The sequence below is a fragment of the Methanothermobacter sp. genome, from assembly GCF_030055435.1.
In the GTDB taxonomy this organism is placed as follows: domain Archaea; phylum Methanobacteriota; class Methanobacteria; order Methanobacteriales; family Methanothermobacteraceae; genus Methanothermobacter.
Map to the genome: position 1 here is coordinate 61,259 of NZ_JASFYG010000004.1, position 20,013 is coordinate 81,271.

21 protein-coding genes are annotated in these 20,013 nt (G+C 46.8%); 18 read left to right on the forward strand and 3 right to left on the reverse strand.

Features of this window, described 5'->3' with window-relative positions:
• Nucleotides 1-12 precede the first annotated feature (12 nt).
• The 4 genes from QFX30_RS05425 (at nucleotide 13) to cofG (ending at nucleotide 3,452) form a co-directional block, all read left to right on the forward strand.
• Entirely contained in the window at nucleotides 13-681 is a 669-nt protein-coding gene (locus QFX30_RS05425; protein ID WP_300489289.1) for a DUF2100 domain-containing protein, read from the forward strand.
• 273 nt (nucleotides 682-954) lie between these two features.
• Complete coding sequence (gene mptA / locus QFX30_RS05430; protein ID WP_300489293.1) at nucleotides 955-1,911, forward strand: GTP cyclohydrolase MptA; 957 nt, start codon at nucleotides 955-957, stop codon at nucleotides 1,909-1,911.
• A gap of 8 nt (nucleotides 1,912-1,919) precedes the next feature.
• Nucleotides 1,920-2,357, forward strand: coding sequence for a DUF2120 domain-containing protein (locus QFX30_RS05435; protein ID WP_300489296.1), 438 nt, complete (start codon nucleotides 1,920-1,922; stop codon nucleotides 2,355-2,357).
• Nucleotides 2,358-2,378: 21 nt separating this feature from the next.
• On the forward strand, nucleotides 2,379-3,452 hold the full coding sequence (gene cofG, locus QFX30_RS05440) for a 7,8-didemethyl-8-hydroxy-5-deazariboflavin synthase subunit CofG (RefSeq protein WP_300489299.1): 1,074 nt from the start codon (nucleotides 2,379-2,381) through the stop codon (nucleotides 3,450-3,452).
• A gap of 136 nt (nucleotides 3,453-3,588) precedes the next feature.
• Here cofG and QFX30_RS05445 read toward each other — a convergent pair whose 3' ends face one another.
• Together QFX30_RS05445 and QFX30_RS05450 are read right to left on the reverse strand one after the other, a co-directional pair.
• Complete coding sequence (locus QFX30_RS05445; RefSeq protein ID WP_300489302.1) at nucleotides 3,589-4,128, reverse strand: DUF429 domain-containing protein; 540 nt, start codon at nucleotides 4,126-4,128, stop codon at nucleotides 3,589-3,591.
• 10 nt (nucleotides 4,129-4,138) lie between these two features.
• Nucleotides 4,139-4,864: a class I SAM-dependent methyltransferase family protein gene (locus QFX30_RS05450; protein WP_300489305.1), complete on the reverse strand. Its 726-nt coding sequence runs from the start codon at nucleotides 4,862-4,864 to the stop codon at nucleotides 4,139-4,141.
• Between the two features lie 144 nt (nucleotides 4,865-5,008).
• Here QFX30_RS05450 and QFX30_RS05455 point away from each other — a divergent pair, with 144 nt between their 5' ends.
• From QFX30_RS05455 to comE, 7 genes are all read left to right on the forward strand, one after another.
• Nucleotides 5,009-6,100, forward strand: coding sequence for a formate--phosphoribosylaminoimidazolecarboxamide ligase (locus tag QFX30_RS05455; protein WP_300489308.1), 1,092 nt, complete (start codon nucleotides 5,009-5,011; stop codon nucleotides 6,098-6,100).
• A gap of 205 nt (nucleotides 6,101-6,305) precedes the next feature.
• Nucleotides 6,306-6,938, forward strand: a complete 633-nt coding sequence (gene psmB, locus QFX30_RS05460; protein WP_300489311.1) for an archaeal proteasome endopeptidase complex subunit beta — start codon at nucleotides 6,306-6,308, stop codon at nucleotides 6,936-6,938.
• A 73-nt stretch (nucleotides 6,939-7,011) separates the two neighbouring features.
• On the forward strand, nucleotides 7,012-8,922 hold the full coding sequence (locus tag QFX30_RS05465; protein WP_013296370.1) for a beta-CASP ribonuclease aCPSF1: 1,911 nt from the start codon (nucleotides 7,012-7,014) through the stop codon (nucleotides 8,920-8,922).
• A 46-nt stretch (nucleotides 8,923-8,968) separates the two neighbouring features.
• Nucleotides 8,969-9,985 (forward strand): phosphoribosylformylglycinamidine cyclo-ligase, encoded by a 1,017-nt coding sequence (gene purM, locus QFX30_RS05470; protein WP_300489314.1) that lies wholly within the window; start codon nucleotides 8,969-8,971, stop codon nucleotides 9,983-9,985.
• A 10-nt stretch (nucleotides 9,986-9,995) separates the two neighbouring features.
• Nucleotides 9,996-11,021 (forward strand): L-sulfolactate dehydrogenase, encoded by a 1,026-nt coding sequence (gene comC, locus QFX30_RS05475; RefSeq protein ID WP_300489317.1) that lies wholly within the window; start codon nucleotides 9,996-9,998, stop codon nucleotides 11,019-11,021.
• On the forward strand, nucleotides 11,018-11,515 hold the full coding sequence (gene comD, locus QFX30_RS05480; protein WP_300489320.1) for a sulfopyruvate decarboxylase subunit alpha: 498 nt from the start codon (nucleotides 11,018-11,020) through the stop codon (nucleotides 11,513-11,515). The genes comC and comD overlap by 4 nt, the downstream gene beginning before the upstream one ends.
• Nucleotides 11,516-11,519: 4 nt before the next feature.
• Entirely contained in the window at nucleotides 11,520-12,062 is a 543-nt protein-coding gene (comE, locus tag QFX30_RS05485) for a sulfopyruvate decarboxylase subunit beta (RefSeq protein ID WP_300489323.1), read from the forward strand.
• Here the strand turns inward: comE and polB1 are convergent.
• Entirely contained in the window at nucleotides 12,059-13,828 is a 1,770-nt protein-coding gene (polB1, locus tag QFX30_RS05490) for a DNA polymerase PolB subunit 1 (RefSeq protein ID WP_300489326.1), read from the reverse strand. The genes comE and polB1 overlap by 4 nt on opposite strands.
• A 924-nt stretch (nucleotides 13,829-14,752) precedes the next feature.
• Here polB1 and QFX30_RS05495 point away from each other — a divergent pair.
• The 7 genes from QFX30_RS05495 to QFX30_RS05525 all read left to right on the forward strand — a co-directional run bounded on the left by QFX30_RS05495 (nucleotide 14,753) and on the right by QFX30_RS05525 (nucleotide 19,996).
• The gene (locus QFX30_RS05495) at nucleotides 14,753-15,931 is read left to right on the forward strand and encodes a pseudomurein-binding repeat-containing protein (RefSeq protein WP_300489329.1); all 1,179 of its coding nucleotides are present in this window, start codon (nucleotides 14,753-14,755) and stop codon (nucleotides 15,929-15,931) included.
• A 191-nt stretch (nucleotides 15,932-16,122) separates the two neighbouring features.
• Nucleotides 16,123-16,632: a hypothetical protein gene (locus QFX30_RS05500; RefSeq protein ID WP_300489332.1), complete on the forward strand. Its 510-nt coding sequence runs from the start codon at nucleotides 16,123-16,125 to the stop codon at nucleotides 16,630-16,632.
• Nucleotides 16,542-17,090, forward strand: coding sequence for a hypothetical protein (locus QFX30_RS05505; RefSeq protein WP_300489335.1), 549 nt, complete (start codon nucleotides 16,542-16,544; stop codon nucleotides 17,088-17,090). The genes QFX30_RS05500 and QFX30_RS05505 overlap by 91 nt, the downstream gene beginning before the upstream one ends.
• On the forward strand, nucleotides 17,065-17,832 hold the full coding sequence (locus QFX30_RS05510; protein ID WP_300489337.1) for a tetratricopeptide repeat protein: 768 nt from the start codon (nucleotides 17,065-17,067) through the stop codon (nucleotides 17,830-17,832). The genes QFX30_RS05505 and QFX30_RS05510 overlap by 26 nt, the downstream gene beginning before the upstream one ends.
• 37 nt (nucleotides 17,833-17,869) lie before the next feature.
• Nucleotides 17,870-18,181: a hypothetical protein gene (locus QFX30_RS05515; RefSeq protein WP_300489339.1), complete on the forward strand. Its 312-nt coding sequence runs from the start codon at nucleotides 17,870-17,872 to the stop codon at nucleotides 18,179-18,181.
• The gene (locus QFX30_RS05520) at nucleotides 18,124-19,389 is read left to right on the forward strand and encodes a tetratricopeptide repeat protein (protein ID WP_300489340.1); all 1,266 of its coding nucleotides are present in this window, start codon (nucleotides 18,124-18,126) and stop codon (nucleotides 19,387-19,389) included. Before QFX30_RS05515 ends, QFX30_RS05520 begins: the two co-directional genes overlap by 58 nt.
• 364 nt (nucleotides 19,390-19,753) lie before the next feature.
• Entirely contained in the window at nucleotides 19,754-19,996 is a 243-nt protein-coding gene (locus QFX30_RS05525) for a hypothetical protein (protein ID WP_300489343.1), read from the forward strand.
• Nucleotides 19,997-20,013: the final 17 nt, after the last annotated feature.

The window sequence follows — 20,013 nt, forward strand, 5'->3', positions numbered from 1 at the left end:
GAGGGTCATAAGATGGAAAAAATCAGACTTGAACAGGCAGAGGAGCTTATAAGAAAATCATGCACGAATATCAGGAGGGAATCCAGGTTCAGGGACCCCCAGGATGGTGTCATAGACACCAGAAAATTTCAGGAGGCCCTGATGGAACTCATTGAAGCCGAGGACCATATATACGCCAGCCTTCCATCACATGAGCTCATCGGGGAAGATGCATACGATTTCTGCAGGAGACTCATGGCCGCCAGGGAGGCCATTGACGGCATGCTTGCAGATTTCGGTGTCATTGAACAGGAGGAACCATCTGAAAGGATAAAGGAAGCTTCTAAGGGGAAATTGATCATTGTGAACAACTCTTCACTCAAAAAGATCCTTGTTAAGGCTGGCGTTGAGCCGGGAAATATCCTGGTTGCAGGTGCACCCCTCTCAGTGGATGATATGAAGAAGATAAACCCCAGGATCCCTGATGCTGCCCTTAAGGGTATAGAGAAGAAGATAGAGCACCTTAAGAATGACATTGAAAGGAAGCTTGAAGACCTTGATGACATCCTCATTATTGGGGAGCCCGATAAAAGCACAAGACTACTTGCATCAAGGGCAGAGGAACTGTATGGTGCCCGTGCAAGGCTAGATAATAATATTAAGGACCTCACGCCTGAGGAGATACTGAAACTCCTCTCCTAGACCTATAGGACTGTACCTCAATATTTTGATGGTTTTTGATAGAGAATGATGTCTTTCAGTCCACGGTATGGATTCAGGTTTCAGCACACCCCTCGATTACACTCATGAACCAGAAAGACCAGACGATGACATGAAAGGAACCATCTCATTTAAACAAGACATCACTGTAATATTCTGTTTCAGGGGACTCATAATCACCGGACAAGTATATAAGCAAAGTCTTCATACTATACTTAAAACCTAGGTAACTATTACTGTTATGGGGTGTAAAATTTGGGTTTGGTTTGTTTTCCAGATACACAGGACAAGATTCCAAGCATCCCCGTTCACCTTACAAGGGTGGGTGTTACAGGTGTTAAGAAGCTTCTGAAGATAGAAAGGGATGGTAGAAGGCCCATAATACTTCTTCCAACATTCGATGCATTTGTGGACCTCCCGAGCAGGCAGAGGGGGATCCACATGTCAAGGAACCCCGAGGCCATAAGTGACGTCCTCGAGGAGGTTGTTGAAAACAGTGCCCTTGAACTGGAATCCCTCTGCGCAGAGATAGTCAATGAACTCCTCAAAAAGCACAGGTACGCCCGCAGAGCCGAGGTGAGCATGAAGAGCGACTTCATGTTCATGAAGAAATCCCCTGTCACCGCTAAGAAGAGCCAGGAGATGACAAAGATCATGGCAGACGCCATCGGCTACAGGGACGATGACGGTATAGTAATACGCAAGATGATAGGGGCAGAGGTGGTGGGGATGACCGTGTGCCCCTGTGCACAGGAATCGGTTAAGGAAACATCCCGTCAGAAGCTCCTGGAATTCCTTGACCCTGAAACAGTTGAAAAGGTTCTTGACTGTGTATCATTCGCCTCCCACAATCAGAGAGGACGTGGGATGATAATGATAGAGGTTCCCGAGGACCAGACTATAAGGGCCGAGAACCTCATAAACATCATAGAGAGCTCCATGAGTTCACCTGTCTATGAACTCCTCAAGAGGCCCGATGAAAATGCCGTTGTTGTGAGTGCCCATGAGAACCCCATGTTCGTTGAGGACTGCGTCCGTAACATGGTGCACAGGATAGTCAGCGAGTACCCACACCTCCCCGACGACACAATAGTCACCGTAAGGCAGATAAACGAGGAGAGCATACACAGACACAACGCCTTCGCTGAAAAGGTTGCGACAATGGGGGAACTTAGATACGAGATAGAGGAACTTAACGGATCAGAGGAGTGATAACCTTGATGAAACTGCACAGGATAGCCGGGGAGATCATGGGTTACTTTGAAGCCTTTGAGGGCTCAAGACCAGCCCTTGACTCAAAGGAGATACTAATCGTTAGGGGAATGTCAAGAAAGAGGATGGACACTGAGGAGATGGGCAGGGAACTTGATGGCCTTATAGAGAAACTGGGTGCAGAGGAACTGGAGCTAATATCCGAGGAGGGCACGGCCCTCATTGGTGTGATGGATGAGCAGATAAGGTCCTGCGTTGAGGTCGGGACAGAAACCGATATCGGGGGTATCCACAGACTAAAGGAGGCCCTTGAGGATATGAACTTCAGCGTGGATTATAGGCTCTGCATGACAGAGGACATCGGCCTCTTTGTTGTTCTCTACAGGGACCGGAGTGGGGTGGGACCCTGCTTTGTTGAGGTTGTTGTCTCTGACATTTCAGATTGAACTTATTTTAGCGGTGCTTCCATGGTTCTTGGAAAGGAAGAAATCCTGAAACTTCTCCTTGTTGATGGCCCTGAACTACTGGACCTCATGAAGCGTGTCTGCGAGCCAGGCGAGGTGACTTACTCAAGGAATGTCTTTATACCCCTCACAAGGGCCTGCCGCAACCGCTGCGGCTACTGCACCTTCAGGTCAGACTCCCCCGACCCACCCATTATTCCCCCGGGGGACGTCCTAAGGGAGGTCAGAAGGGCCAGGGATATGGGGTGCACAGAGGCCCTCTTCACCTTCGGTGAGAATGCACATGAGGTCCCCGAGGTGATGGAGAAACTCGAAGAACTCGGATTCAGTGATATGGTTGACTATGCCCATCACCTCTGCAGCGCCACACTGGATCATGGTCTTCTGCCACACACAAATATGGGTGTGCTTGGCTACAGGGATCTCAGGAGGCTCAGGGAGGTGAACGCCTCCATGGGCCTCATGCTTGAGTCTGCAAGTCCCCGGCTGATGGAAGAAGAGGCGCACCGTGAAAGCCCCGGTAAGGATCCTGCCTTAAGGATAAAGATGATAGAAGACGCTGGGCGCCTTAAAATACCGTTCACCACAGGGATACTCGTGGGTATAGGTGAGACAGTGGAGGAGCGGGCTGAATCACTCCTTGAACTCAGACGTATACAGGACAGGTACGGTCACCTGCAGGAGATAATAATCCAGAACTTCCGGGCAAAACCCGGGATACCCATGGAGAACCACCCAGAGCCCTCACTCATTGAAATGGTGAGGATGGTTGCGGTGGCCAAGCTCCTCTTTCCCGATGTGAGCATACAGGTGCCCCCAAACCTTAACAGGGAAACAGGTGAGGTCTTCCTACTTGCAGGTGCAGATGACTGGGGTGGTGTTTCACCGCTGAGCAGGGACTACGTGAACCCGGAGGCCCCCTGGCCAGAGATAGATGAACTTCGAAGGCTCACAGAGTCTGCTGGCTTCACGTTAAAGGAGAGGTTACCGGTTTACAGGAAGTTCATCAACCATGATTTCTTAAGTCCAAAGGTCATTGGGACAATAGAAAGGCTTTACCCTGAATTCCTTGTATGAAATCCTTCTTTGAGAATATGGTTCCTAAGACTGGTTTCTCAAACTGTTTTTAGATTATGATTCTTCAACCACCGGGGTCTTTCATGCTTAATCTCAGGGTCTGATTTCTTCAAATGTTAGATTGTGTTTCTTCAACCTACGGAAGTATTATGGTTCCCTCGGAGGGATCCCCCAATTCAGTGAAGTTTCCCGCTGTATATAGGAGGGCGACCAGTGCAGCTGTGAGGGCGTCCCTCTGGTGTATGCTCATGGTGGAGGTATCACAGAGTTCCAGTTGCAGCCCTGCATTTTTCATCATCCTCTCCGCTGTCCTTGGGTGTGTCTCAATAACCTCCACACCATGGGATTCAAGTGCCTCCCTTATCCTGATACCCCTCATGGTGAGCTCCCTCATCCCCCTCCAGGTCAATGGTAGAACACTGCCATACCTTCTGATCTCAAGGTCTGCCCTTCTGAAGTGGCCATGCCTGCTGCAGCTGCAGTCACTCCTGAGGCAGCAGCGCCCTCTGGGAAGTGAGAGTGGCGCGTCAACCGCCACTGCATCTGCAGATTTCACTGAATGGATTATATCATCAGATGAAAAGACACTGAACACATTCACCTTTCCACCATCTATTATGGCCACGCCTGTCTCTTTTTCATGAGATGCGGCCAGATCAACGCCTGCAACAGACACCACTATCTCCTCAGTGAACCCTTACATCCAGGACAACATGCCAGACACCCGGCGAGTACTTCTTTATAATATGCCTGTCAAGAACAGACACCCTCCTCGGGTGTGCCGCCCTTTCAATCCTCTTGAGGGGCCTTGAGAACATTATACTCTCAGGGACAGTTTCATGGTAGTGTATAACGCCCCCCTCATTGACGCATTCCAGCGCAGCTTCAAGGAAGTGGTGGGTGGTTCCAACATAACCCATTATAACCCTGTCAGCGTCCAGTTCAGGGGCGATGGAACGGCAGTCCCCAAGGTGTGGTTCCACGACCCCCTCAACCCTGTTGAGTTTTATATTGGATTTGAGGAATTCAAATGAGTCAGGGTTTATCTCTATGGAGTGGACCCTCCCTGGGTTTGAATGGACCGCCACCGGTATCGAAAAGTAGCCTATACCCGCAAACATGTCAACAACGGTTTCACCGTCCTCAACAACTCCGGGTATTCTGGCCCTCTCATTTATGTTGCCCCTTGACCACATTACCCTGGAAAGGTCTATCCTGAAAAGGCAGCCGTTTTCCCTGTGGATTGTCTCGGTGCATTCACCTGCAAGGACCCTGACCCTGGGCTTCCTCAGGGGTCCATGTATCTCCTCAACAAGGAGAACACCCCTCACACCAGGCATTTCAAGGAATCTCTGAGGGTCCTCAACATCCCTGTTTAGAACTACGATGTCCCCTATCCTCACCCATTTCATGTTTTCACTGCTATGGAGGGCTTTCTGAAAAATAAATCCATAAATGTTCTTCTTCATCAAAGTATTTAATGGCTTCTGTTGAAGGCAAAAAAGATAACTAGCATGAAATCCAACCCTTTATATATAAATTTGAGGGGTTTTTTTATGAGTAAGGTAAACCGTGATGAGATACTCAGCATCCTTGATGGATACAGCAGGGAAGACATAACAGTTGCAACCCTTGGCAGCCACACATCACTTCACATACTCAACGGTGCAAAACAGGAGGGCTTCAGAACCGCTGTGGTATGTGAAAAGGGCCGGGAGGTACCATATCAGCGGTTCAGGGTTGCAGATGAATTCATAATTGTTGATAAGTTCAGTGACATTGTAAATGATGATGTTCAGGATAAATTAAGGTCCATGAACAGCATAATAGTTCCCCACGGATCATTTGTGGCCTACGCAGGCCTTGACCATATCGAAAACGACTTCTATGTCCCCATGTTCGGTAACAGGGACATACTGAGATGGGAATCCGAGCGCGACCTTGAAAGGAAACTCATGAAGGAGGCTGGTATAAGGATACCCCTCAAGTACACTGACCCTGAAGAGATAGACAGGCCAGTGATGGTCAAGTTCCCAGGGGCCAGGGGTGGCCGGGGATACTTTGTGGCGTCCAGTACAGAGGAATTCAACGATAAAATCGATTCAATGATTGAGAGGGGCTGGATAACCGAGGATGATGTTGCTGATGCCCACATTGAGGAGTATGTATCAGGTACGAACTTCTGTATCCACTACTTCTACTCAATCATGAACGATGAAGTGGAACTCATGGGTATGGACAGCCGCTTCGAGTCAAACATCGACGGCCTTGTGAGGATCCCTGCAAGGGACCAGCTTGAGATAAACCTGGACCCATCATACGTTATAACAGGTAACCACCCCGTTGCAATGAGGGAATCACTGCTTCCGCAGGCATTTGAGATGGGCGACCGTATGGTTGAAGCTGCCAGTAAGATCGTGCCCCCCGGTATGAACGGCCCATTCTGCCTTCAGACCATGTGCACAGATAACCTGGAAATCGTTACCTTCGAGATGAGTGCCCGTACAGATGGGGGAACAAATACCTTCATGCATGGATCCACCTACAGTTACCTCCTCCATGGGGAGGGGATGAGCATGGGGCGACGTGTTGCAAGGGAGATAAAGGTGGCCTCAGAGACAGACCGCCTGCCTGAAATCATAACATAGCCCCCCAACTTTCAGTCAGGATCCATAAAATCCTGAAATGATAACCCCTTAACCTTATTTATTATAAAAAAATCGCAAAGTTTAATAAGGACCTCCAATTTATATAAGGTACAGAACTTTTATGTCCCGATGGACAGCCACTTACATCATAAAACACAATTAAAAACTGGAGCTGGTTTTTTATTATTTTTACTGAGGTGTATTTATGAAAGATGAAAAAACGCTGAAAGGCACCACAACTGTCGGCATAACATGTAAAGATGGAGTTGTTTTTGCCACAGAGAGAAGGGCCAGCATGGGCAACCTCATAGCCCACAAGGCCACAGACAAGATCTTTAAAATAGATGAACACATAGCAGCCACAATAGCGGGCTCAGTTGCAGATGCGCAGAGCCTCATGAAGTACCTCAAGGCAGAGGCCGCCCTTTACCGAATGAGGAACTCAGAAAGGATAAGCATAGAAGCTGCAGCTGCACTTGCAGCCAACATACTTCACTCATCACGTTTCTACCCATTCATTGTCCAGACACTCCTCGGTGGTGTCGATGAAACAGGTGCAAAGATATACTCCCTTGACCCATCAGGGGGGATGATACCTGACAAGTTTGTATCAACAGGTTCAGGTTCACCTGTGGCCTATGGTGTGCTTGAGGACAGGTACACCGATGAACTCTATGTTGATGAGGCGGTTGACATCGCCATAAGGGCCATAAAGTCCGCCATGGAGAGGGACACGTATTCAGGCAACGGCATCCTTGTGGCGACTGTCACAGAGGATGAAGGCTTCAGGATGCTCAGTCCAGAGGAAATCCAGAAAAGGCTTGAAGACCTTAACTGATTTTTTTCCTGTTTTTTAATCTGCAGTAAACGTTCCGTTTACTGTTGATCCCCTGTTTTTTAGAAGTGATCTTATGGTTTCAGAGATGCTTGAAGAAATCAAAAGGACAATAATGCAGAGACTTCCTGAGAGGGTCCAGGTTGCAAAGGTGGAATTTGAGGGGCCCGAGGTCGTCATTTATACCAAGAACCCAGAGATAATAACCGAGAACGGTAACCTCATAAGGGACATTGCAAAGGACATCCGCAAGAGGATAATAATAAGATCCGACCGTTCGGTCCTCATGGACCCTGAGGAGACCATAAGGAGGATCCATGAGATAGTACCTGAGGAGGCGAAGATAACCAACATATCCTTTGACGATGTCACCTGTGAGGTCATCATCGAGGCAAGAAAGCCAGGACTCGTAATAGGTAAGTACGGCTCAACATCCAGGGAGATAGTCAAGAACACTGGATGGGCCCCCAAGATACTGAGAACCCCACCAATATCCTCTGAAATAATAGAGAGGATACGCAGAACCCTCAGGAAGAACAGTAAGGAAAGGAAGAAGATTCTGCAGCAGCTTGGAAATAGAATACACCAGAAACCAAAATATGAGAATGACTGGGCACGGCTTACAGCCATGGGTGGCTTCAGGGAAGTGGGGAGATCCTGCCTCTACCTCCAGACCCCCAACAGCAGGGTCCTCCTTGACTGTGGGGTGAACGTTGCCGGTGGGGATGACAGGAACTCCTACCCCTACCTCAATGTCCCTGAATTCACACTGGACAGCCTGGACGCGGTGATAATAACCCACGCCCACCTTGACCATTCAGGGTTCCTGCCCTACCTCTACCACTACGGATACGATGGGCCCGTGTACTGCACAGCCCCAACCAGGGACCTCATGACGCTCCTGCAGCTTGACCACATAGACATAGCCCACAGGGAGGACGAACCACTTCCATTCAACGTTAAACACGTGAAGAAGAGCGTCAAACACACCATAACCCTGGATTACGGTGAGGTGACCGACATCGCACCGGATATACGGCTGACACTCCACAATGCAGGACACATCCTGGGATCGGCAATGGCCCACCTCCACATAGGCGACGGCCAGCACAACATGGTCTACACGGGGGACTTCAAGTATGAGCAGAGCAGGCTCCTTGAACCAGCAGCCAGCAGGTTCCCGCGAATTGAAACCCTGGTGATGGAGAGTACCTACGGTGGACACGAGGACGTGCAGCCGCCAAGGACACGGGCAGAGAAGGAACTTGTGAAAACAATCTACTCCACCCTTAAGAGGGGCGGTAAGATACTCATACCGGTATTCGCGGTTGGAAGGGCCCAGGAACTCATGATAGTCCTTGAGGAGTACATAAGGACAGGTATAATCGATGAGGTCCCGGTATACATAGACGGTATGATCTGGGAGGCCAACGCAATCCATACGGCAAGACCCGAGTACCTCAGCAAGGACCTCAGGGATCAGATATTCCATATGGGCCACAACCCCTTCATCTCAGAGATCTTCCATAAGGTCAATGGCATGGATGAGCGCAGGGAGATCGTTGAGGGAGAACCCTCAATAATCCTGTCAACATCGGGTATGCTGACAGGAGGAAACTCCCTGGAGTACTTCAAGTGGCTCTGCGAGGACCCCAAGAATTCACTGGTATTTGTGGGTTACCAGGCCGAGGGCTCCCTTGGTAGGAGGATCCAGAAGGGATGGAAGGAGATCCCCCTCAAGGATGAGGAGGACAAGATGCGGGTCTACAATGTGAAGATGAACATAAAGACCATTGAGGGTTTCAGCGGTCACTCAGACAGAAGACAGCTCATGGAATACGTGAAGAGAATATCACCAAAACCTGAGAAGATACTGCTCTGTCACGGTGATAACTACAAGACCCTTGACCTTGCATCCAGCATTTACAGGACGTACCGCATCGAAACAAAAACACCGCTGAACCTTGAAACGGTACGTATACAGTGAGGCTAACTATTTAGATGACCTTAAACTATTCTTTAGTGGTGATTGAATGGTAACCTATTCAGAATCCGGCGTGGATATAGACCTGGAGGAGCTGACCGTATCACGCTTAACCTCCCGGCTTAAGGACACACTCAGATACTGCGACATTATAAGCGGGGCCGGCCACTTCGCGGCCCTGGTGAGGATGGGTGATGTGGCCATAGCCATGAGCACCGACGGTGTCGGTAGCAAGATACTGGTCGCTGAGATGATGAACCGGTATGACACCGTGGGGATTGACTGCATCGCAATGGTGGTAAATGATATACTCTGTGTGGGCGCAAGGCCGGCGGCACTCGTTGACTACCTCGCCGTTGAAGAACCAAACCCTGATGTTGCTGATGAGATAGGTAAGGGCCTTGCAAGGGGTGCTGAAATCGCACAGGTGGCCATAATAGGTGGTGAGACAGCCTCACTCCCAGATATAATCAGGAACCTTGACCTTGCAGCCACAGGGATCGGTTTTGTGGATGTGGACCGCATAATAACCGGTGCGAATGTTGGGGAGGGTGACGCTGTTATAGGCCTTGAAAGCAGCGGTATACACAGTAACGGCCTGAGCCTTGCCCGTAAGGTGTTCTTTGATGAGCTGAAACTCTCAGTGGACGATGAAATGCCAGGCTCCACTAAAACCGTGGGCGAGGAACTCCTTGAACCCACAAGGATCTACGTGGATCCCGTGATGAGGCTCCTTGAGTCAGGTGTGAGTGTCCATGGCCTTGCCCACATAACAGGAGGGGGTTTCGGAAACCTCAAAAGGCTCAACAGGGACGTTGGATACCATCTTGATTCCCTGCCAGAACCACAGGAGATATTCAGGACCATCCACGAAGCAGGGGTTGATATAACAGAGATGTACAGGGTTTTCAATATGGGTGTTGGCTTCTGTGCTGTTGTCAGCCGGGATGACCTGGATGAGGCCCTTGATGTCCTTGGTGACGGCGCCCACCATATCGGTAACGTAACACCCAGGAAATCGGAGGTTGCCCTTAAAACTTACACCGATGAATCAATAAAACTTTAGGAGGACTCTTATGAGGATAAGTGCTGAAGAGGAAGTTAGAATCATAAAGGAAATACTCACCGCCATGGAGGTTCCAGAGGAGGTTTCAGAGATAGTGGCTGATGTTACGCTGGACGCTGACCTGAAGGGTTTCAGTTCACATGGAATCGGCCGTTTCCCCCAGTACGTTGAGGGGCTGCGCTGTGGGACGATAAAGCCCCACGGTGATATAACCATTGAAAGGGAAACCCCCTCAACGGCCCTGATAAACGGTAACCACACGTTCGGACACTTTGTTGCCTGCAGGGCAATGGAACTTGCAATTGAAAAGGCCAGGGATACCGGCGTCGGGCTTGTGGGTGTCCATGACTCAAACCACTTCGGTGTTGCCGGATACTACTCGGACATGGCGGTCATGAACGACATGATAGGGGTTGTGATAGCAAATACAGAGCCTGCAGTGGCACCCATAGGTGGCAAAACACCCATACTGGGAACAAACCCAGTGGCCATAGGGATCCCATCAAACAGGCACTATGTCTCGGTTGACATGGCAACCTCAGCATCCGCAAGGGGCAAACTCCTGGAGGCCGCCAGGAAGGGTGAGAGGATACCTGAAAACATAGCCCTGGACGCCGATGGAAACCCCACAACCGACCCTGAACTTGCCCTTAAGGGGTCCATACTCCCCTTTGGTGGGCATAAGGGTTATGCGCTTTCATTCATGATAGAGATCCTGGCAGGTCCCCTTGTGGGGGCGGCCTTTGGGGCTGCGGTGAGGGGAACAGCGAACCCCCGGGAGATGTGCACCAAGGGTGACCTCATGATGGCCATAGACCCCTCAAAGATGGTCGACCTCGAGGAATTCAAATCCAGTGTGGATGAATTCATCGAGGAGGTTAAATCATCCGGTGACGTCCTCATACCAGGTGACATTGAGGCCATGAACATAAAGAGGCGTCGTGAAGAGGGAATAGATGTGGATGAAAAGCTCCTTGAAAGGCTGAACGAAATATCAGATGAACTCGGCCTGGACCTCAAGATTAAGGGGTTATGAAGTTGGATAGCAGCAGGGCTGTTTATGAGGGTATGAAGGAGGCGGGGATAGACTTCGCGGTCAGCGTCCCCTGTGTGAACCTAAGGTTCGTCCTTGAAATGGTGGACTCTGACCCGGAAATCAGGCACGTGCCGGTTACACGTGAGGAGGAGGGCTTCGGTGTTGCAGCCGGCGCCTACATGGCCGGGAAGACCACAGCCATGCTGATGCAGAACTCAGGTCTCGGTAACTCCGTGAATGTCCTCGCATCACTCTACAGCCTCTACCATATCCCCATAACAATGATTGTAAGCCACAGGGGAACCAGAGGTGAGTTCATGGAGGCCCAGGTCCCCATGGGAAGGGCCACGACCGAGATACTGGATGTCCTCAAAATACCCTACAGTACCCCTGAAACACCCCCCCAGGCAAGGGAATCCATAGTGGAACTCACAGCGCTCTCACTCAAAAAGAGGCACCCTGTGGCTGTGCTCCTTGAGGTTGCCTACTGGTGATAACATGCTCACAAGAATTGAAGCCATAGAAAGGATCGTGGAGGTCCTTGATGATGAACTCGTGGTATGTAACCTGGGTTTCCCATCAAGGGAGCTCTACAGTATCAAAGATTCGTCAAGGCATTTTTACATGCTTGGATCCATGGGGATGGCGTCCTCCATTGGACTTGGACTTGCCCTCTCACAGAAGAGAAGGATAGTTGTACTTGATGGTGATGGATCCATCCTCATGAACCTGGGGGGACTGGTAACAGCCGCTGCCCAGGCACCCAAAAACCTCTTCATAGTCCTCCTGGACAACAGGTGCTACGGAAGCACCGGTTCCCAGTGCACCTACTCAGATCACATAGACCTTGGGGATGTTGCCGGGTCAATGGGATTCAATGTTATCCGGCTCCAGGAGGAACCTGACTTTAAAAGGGTCCTTGAGGAGGACGGGCCAGTTTTTGCCCATGTACCTGTAAAACCTGGTAACGCGGATGTACCTGTCATAGATTTAAGCCCTGAGGAGATAATAGAGAGGTTCATGGATGAGGTGAGGTCCTAGGACCTCCTCCCTGTGTATGTGGCATAGAAACCATCTGTGTCTGCGTAAACCGTATGGAAACCGAATTCTTCGGCTATTTTTATTGTCCTCTTTATGTAGTCCCTTCCCCATGCGGTTATGGCCTCTGCACACTCCATTGAATACCATCTGAACCTTGAGTAACCGTAGACACCGTACATGGTATTTGCAAGCCTCTTGAGGGCCTCCTGCTGTACATTGAGTATCTTTCGCTCCATGGGGTCATCTGAACGCTTCATCTCCCCCTTGATTCTGACCCTCTCAGAGAGTATTTCACCTATAACCGAGGGTACAAAGCCAGGTGGCTCCTTACGGAACCTGTAACCGTATTCCGGTGCGACGTGGCAGTCACAATCTTCCTCATCGGTGAGTGTGTCTGGGGATATGTTCTTTGAGATTATTATGCTGGGGTATAGGCTGCGGAAGTCGAACTGGACTATGTTCTCATGGAGGCCCCTCTCAGGTTCCTTAACATACCCTCCAACGGCCCTGCGGCCCCTTCTCTTTGAAAACTCTGAGTGTGATGGTTTGTTTGGTACGAGTTCCCCGTACTGGTATGCCTTCCTTACAAGGAACCATTCGGCCTGCTGTCCGGTTGCCATGCGGGATATGTCAAAGAGGGGCTGGCCAACTATACGGGTGAGCTCCATGTTGAGGGGGAGGATCTTCTCTGCGATTCGGTAGGTTGCAACGACATCATCAAGGGAGTACTTGAAGAGTTCATCCCTCAGCTCCTCCCGGTCCCAGTACTCCCATAGCTTATCGCCTGGAAGGTCCAGCTTCTTCTCCCCGAAGAGTTCCTGGTAGACCCTCTCAAGTGTGTAGCGGTCAAGGTTCATGTACCTCCTCATCACAGGGTAGAGGTCCACGTGCACCGTCCCCTTTATGGCTGTTGCGTTTGCAAAGCCCCTCCTCATGGTCTTTATCCTTGACCCATCCCATCCAAGGTCAAATTCCACTCCAAGGATCTCTGCCCTCCTTGATAGGTAGGGGAAGTCGAAGTTGTCGGAGTTGTATCCCACAAGGATGTCGGGTTTTTTCTCCCTGACGATTTCAGCGAACCTCTCAAGGATTGCCGCCTCATCATCAACCATCTCAACGAAGTCCAGGTGCTCGCCCCTCGTTGATATAACCGATTCAACACCCATGTTACCGGCAATTCCAACCATCACTATCTCATCATTTTCAGGGTCAGGCATCCCATGGGGGTTTCTCACCTCAATGTCGAAGCTGAGGATGTCCAGCTGGGGGAAGCCAGAATCAGATGTTTCTATCCCATCGGTTATCTCAATGATCCTCACATCATCTGATGTGACTGATGGTGCCGAGTCCACCTCCACGCCATTAAATTCTATCCCTGACATTGGAACGATTGACCTGTCAATGAGGTACCTCCTGTAGAATGGGATGTCATGTTCCCTTATATCCGCAACGGATTCAAGGTTCCTTATCCTCTCCCTTAACTTCGGAACCTCCTGGGGGTGCCTTAATTCTATCCTTATAACCTCCACCGGTTTTCCAAGGTCCCTTCGCTCTGTGACCTCAAGTTTTTCCAGTCCCAGTTCAGCGAGTTCATCCAGGCACCTCTCTGTATCGGTGGGGATCGCATAGATGTATGGCCTGAATGAACTGTCGTATGCGATGATTGGCTCATTTCCTGACTTGTCCTTACCAAAGAGTCTGATGACGGGCATCTCATCGACCGTTAGGTAGTCGATGTCAAGGAGCACCATACTGTATCTTTCCATGACTTTACTCTGTTGTGTGGGACTAATAAAATGTTCTAGGAATGAATGGGTTATCCGTTTTAACTGTCTTGCCAGACCAGTATGCCATAGTATCAAAAGATATTAAAAAATGTGAACACAGAGCAGTTGACTTGTAAAAACACCTTCAAAATCTCGACTTGAACAACTTCTAAAACAAAACGGAACAAGAAAAAAATCAGATAAAAAATATAGATCCCTTTCATGTCAAAAAATGTAATAAGACACCATTGAGTTAGAGTTTCTGTGAACAGACAATACACCCATTACAAATCGATAAAGATGTTAAGCCCTTGCTGAAGAATTACAGTAAAGAACGTGAAAAATTACGTGATGTAAGCATTATCGCTTCCCCTTTGGCAATAAACCATACGCTCCTCGTGGTGGGGTGTAAGTACCGCAGATACAGACTCAAACAGAGACGTTATGTGATGAAATGCCAATTTATCACTGGGAAAATCATTCCAATGCCAATTTAAAGAAACACTCAATGCAACCTCATCTGCATTACAAAGAAAGAGATATTAGCACTTCATGCATGCTTTGCATGGATTTTTTGTAAGTTTTTAATGAAAATCATGAACATTGGATGTTAGAGATCTAAGAGAAAATGTAAGTGACGAATATATTATCTAATAAATATACTTTTAATACTAAATTTGTGTTATATAATGGGATTTATGTTTTTCGGTCCTCAAGTGGATAATAATATTTTTATATTATTTTATAATCAACTTTATTTTTGCTGGAGGTATTTTTTATGAGAAAGTTTCTGTTCTTTATGATGGCTGTTTGTGTTTCTATCTTATAGGTAATTCTTTCGCTCTAAGTTTATCTTATGATGAGGTTTGTGACGCCTCTAAGATGATAGGGAATTATACAACATCGCAGAACCGTATACCATCAGTGGTTGTGGTTAATGGGAAGGATATAACATCAGACAATTATTTGTATGTGGCGTCCTCTACTGTCCTGAACCTTAATCAGGGCAAACGGGCCGGTATTTCATTACCTGATTATAATCCGCCTACTAATCCGAGGGGGGCGGCAACAGGAACACTATACAAAAGCGGATATTTGCAGGCGGCCCAGAACATCAAAAACTTCATGGAATCCAATGGCAGGTCGCCGAATTATGCCAACACAGCCATTGGACAAGTGCGCTACGAAAGCCTGATCTATGCCTATGCAAGGATAATAAACTTCTACAACAGCACAGGCAAACTACCAGACCACATTACAATACAGCAAATAACAAAAAAGGAAGGAACCATCACAAGGCCACGGGCCGACTACACCTACAAAATCGAAGGTTACACCACCTATTTCATGGATAAGAGCACAGGTTCTATCCAGTCATTGCAATGGGACTTTGGAGACAACACAACAAGCACTGAAAGGAACCCAACACACACCTACAAAGCAGGAACATACACCGTAACCTTAACCGTCCGGGGTTATGGTGTCACATCCACTAGGACGATGATGTTGGAGGTTATGCTCGCGACAATTCATGTTAATTCAACAGCAGTAACGTTTTTGGGACAAACTTTAAACTTAACCTTTAAAATGCCTCTTAACAATACAGCCAAATGGATTAGTATAGGGGCTATGGCTACAGGCCCATTCAATGAGACAGTATTCCTTGTGGAGGATGGTGTAGCATATAAACTGGCAGAGCTAACCAACCCATTCTATCAAGTGAACAGGCAAAGTCAAAGAGAAATTGTCTGGACCGCCACCGCAGGACTGAACAGACTCATAGAAATCTGCACAAAACTCGGACTCGACGAACTCGAAACAATAAATGAATACCTCAACAACTTCAACCTAACAGAACAAGAAAAGAACTTCATCCTAACAAACCATGGAAGATGCATAGACATCCTCCAAGTCAGCATAGAATATCCTGGCGAAGAAAGTGTCACAATAGCCAACATAACATTCCCAGGGAACCGATCAACAAGGACGCTCCTACTACTCTACACAAACGGCTACTACATACACCCGCCAGGAGAAACCGGGCCCAACATAATAATAAATGACACCCTAACCTGGAAGCCAGCAACTATGACGCCATTATAACCTACACCATAGCCACCAAAAAAATAACAAACCAGACACTACAATACTGGCTAAACAAAGAATACCCTCCAGGACCATTAAAAGCAGCCTACGGACTATTCCTCGCAGGCCTCGAAACAATATACCTCCACGACACAATCGCAGACCAAGCCGCAAAATACAACATAACATGGACAAGAACCAGGCCAGCGATGGTCTCAGCAGGAGACCACAGCCCAGCGACATGGATAAGCCTGGAATGCAACCACAACATGGGAGTGAAAGCCAACGGAACAACACAAAACCTGAAAGCATTCAACTACGCAAGGACATCCACAATAAACCCAATAGAATACTATGTTATGGAAGCCTTATTCCCAGGATCAGACCCCACAACCGCCCCAATAACAGGAATAGGCCAGAAATTACTCAATGGAGAGCCACTAGACATCCTCGAAACCGAAAATTATACGCTAATCACTGACAACCAAGGAAGATACATCATAATAGGCCATAAAACAGGAATAGTCAGAGACATAATCTACAATCTTATGGGAGCATACTGCTACTACCACCAACAAACAGAACTAGCCAAAAAACTTGGGAATGAAATTTTGAATTGGAGTGGTTGGTGGAATTTATTGGTGTTGCTGGTGTTTCAACAGCCGAGGCTGCTGTGCTTGAACTGGGTGTGCTTTCAGCCCCAGAAACCCTTGGTTTGAGTTTGGCTGTTACCCTGGCCGCATATATTATCATGGAGCATCCTGAATGGCTACCATACATCAAAGACGCCACAATAATGACACTACTACTAACACCAAGTGGCATACCTCTTGCTATGGCGTATGCATGGTTGAGTAAGGATGCTACATACTTTGAATTACTTTTAAAGAAGATAACGGATCCTAATGAAGTCTTGGATAATGTGATAAAAGAGCTTCAGAATAGTTTAGATCCAAATAGTTTAATAGGACCCGATGGGAAAAGAGGAGATATTCTCGGGTTTTTCCGTGATAGATATGTGAGGTTCTATAACTCTCTTAAGAGGGGAGATATTGTGGGTGTTGTGAAATATGGTATTGAGCTTATTGCTGGAGGAATAACGGTTGGTTCGTGGGCGGTGAGTGGCTTTAAGGAATTTGTGAAGTCTGTTCTTGAAAAAGAAACTGGAGGAGATTAAATTGGATTTAAATGCAGTCATATTATTTATATTTCTATTAAGTGTAGTCTTCATTTTCATAGAATATTCTCTAGGAAAAATCGCGTTGGGATTAATTGAAAAAGAAGAGTATGAAAAAGCCATAAATGTCTATAGGCTCCTCATATCAAAAACTGAGAAAGATTTATTCAACATAGGATTCTGTTTCACCCAAAACAAAGAATACCAAAAAGCTTTAAAATATTATGACAAGGCATTAAAAATAAATCCGGAATATGCAGAAGCATGGAACAACAAAGGAATAATACTAAAAGAACTTAAAAAATACAAAAAGGCGCTAAAATGCTACAACAAAGCCCTAGAAATAAACTCTGAACTTATAGAAGCATGGAACAACAAAGGAACAATCCTCCAGGAGCTGGGCAAATATGAAGAAGCACTAGAATGCTACAACAAAGCCCTAGAAATAAACCCAAAAAGCATTGAAACATTAACTTACAAGGGAATAACATTATCCAAAATCGGCAAATACAAAAAAGCCCTAAAATGCTTCGACAAAGCACTCAAAATAGACCCAAAAAACAAACTATTACACAAAACCAAAGCAGCACTTCACAAAAAACTTAAAAACCAAGAAAAAGCCTGGTTACAACCTCGAAAATGTCGCAATGATGACCATACTACTAACACCAGGTGGTCTGCCAACATTCATCACCTACACATTACTAACAGGAGACACAGAACCAATACAAAACTATCTTGAAATACTATCAAGACAGTCAGACGGATGGACCCGTAGAATGGTAAATGAGTATAGAGAAGCCGTAGATACTCTAAGGGCGGTTAGCAGTGGTAGTGTTGGTGGCGATCCCGACGATATAGAAAGGGCTATAAATAATTTAGGTAAATTCATGAGGGATGAATGGGAGCTGTTCAAGGAGGCTTTAAAGGATGGGGATGTTGTGGGCGCCATAAAACATGGAGGCACTATAATAGGCACCGGGATGGGCGTTGTGGCCCTGTTAACATATGAGAATCGCGAGGCGATAGAGGCATGCATACTAGAATTCAAAAACTACCTGGAAAAGAAGTTGAGAGAGGCTGGAGCATGAATCCCTTTAAGAAGATAATGGATTGGATGGCCAGGGGAAAAGCTGGATGGCGCCTCAGCGGGGGCCGATCAAGCCTAAAACAGGGAAAATACAAAGAAGCTCTTAAAGAATTCAGGAAAGCCCTCAAGGCGAGTCCAAACGACCCGGAAATCTTGCACTATAATGCAATGACACTACTAAAACTCAAAAGACCAGAGAAAGCCTTAGAATGTTATGAAAAAATCCTCAAAAACAATCCAAAACTAGCAGAAGCATGGAACAACAAAGGAGTAGTCCTTAAAGAACTTAAGAGATATGATGAGGCATTGGAATGCTATGAAAGGGCACTACAAATAGATCCAGAAGACGATGGAACATGGAACAACAAAGGAGCGCTCCTTGACACAATAGGTAAACCTGAAAAAGCAATAGAATGCTATGAAAAAGCCTTAGAAATAAACCAAAAAAATGCAAAAGCATGGTATAATAAAGGTAACGGATTACGCAGTCTTGGAAAATATGAGGAGGCATTGGAATGCTATGAAAAAGCATTACAGATAAACGCAGAATTCGTAGAGGCATGGTACAACAAAGCACTAATTTTTGAAGAACTTAAGAGATATGATGAGGCATTGGAATGCTATGAAAGGGCACTACAAATAGATCCAGAAGACGATGGAACATGGAACAACAAAGGAGCGCTCCTTGACACAATAGGTAAACCTGAAAAAGCAATAGAATGCTATGAAAAAGCCTTAGAAATAAACCAAAAAAATGCAAAAGCATGGAACAACAAAGGAGTAGTCCTTGAAGAACTTAAGAGATATGATGAGGCATTGGAATGCTATGAAAAAGCCTTAGAAATAAACCTAGAAAACGACGAAACATGGGCTAACAAGGGATTACTCCTCAGAAAACTTGGAAAATATGAGGAGGCGCTGGAATGTTTTGAAAAAGCCCTTGAAATAAACCCAGAATTCGCCGATACATGGGAATGGAAAGGGATAATCCTGGAAGACCTCAAAAAACCAGAGGAAGCCCTGAAATGCTACAAGCAAGCCCTCAAACTAAACCCCCAAGACAAAACACTATGGTACATGCAAGGAAAAACACTACAAAAACTTGGAAAACACCAAAAAGCCAAAAAATCCTACAAAAAAGCCCTGAAAATAGACCCACAATACAAAAAAGCCAAAAAAACCCTGAAAGAACTCCAAATGAAAGGCTAAAGTCACTCCTGGGTAATAGCACAGCAAACCTTTGAAGGCTTAAAGAACAGCGAGAGAAAAGCCTTCAAGGGGCCTTATTAGCCCAATACAACCCGCCCCACACAATCCCATGACCCTTGTTGAAATCATCAGTTATGACCTGATGGGTCAGGGCCTCATAGGAGTTAACATAGCAGCATACGCAACAACAATAGCTACATAAACTCCAAACTCAACAACATTACAGGTAGCATCAAAGAATTTATCGTGGAACATCAAACATATATTTCAATGGATATTGGTAATCTTTTGCTTTTGGCTTTTGGGAGGTGTGTTAGCAAGGAGGGTAGTGTAGTACTTCAGCCACTTGGGATGTGTATTAATTATGGGTAACGCTATACTTACTGTTAGGGATCATTATCTCCCAGAGGAATATTGGAAAAATATATTGCATATCATCGTACAGGTTCATGGTTATGAGATCATTACTGGAATAAACCCCCTATTGCTCTATTGGAAAGAAACCTTGGAACATGAAAAAGAGGATAAGAACCTTATCCAGCGTAATTTTTCTGATAATTGGATCCGGCTTCTCACGGGTTCTGGTGAATTCTTTCCATCATCATAGCTTACCTATTACGAAAT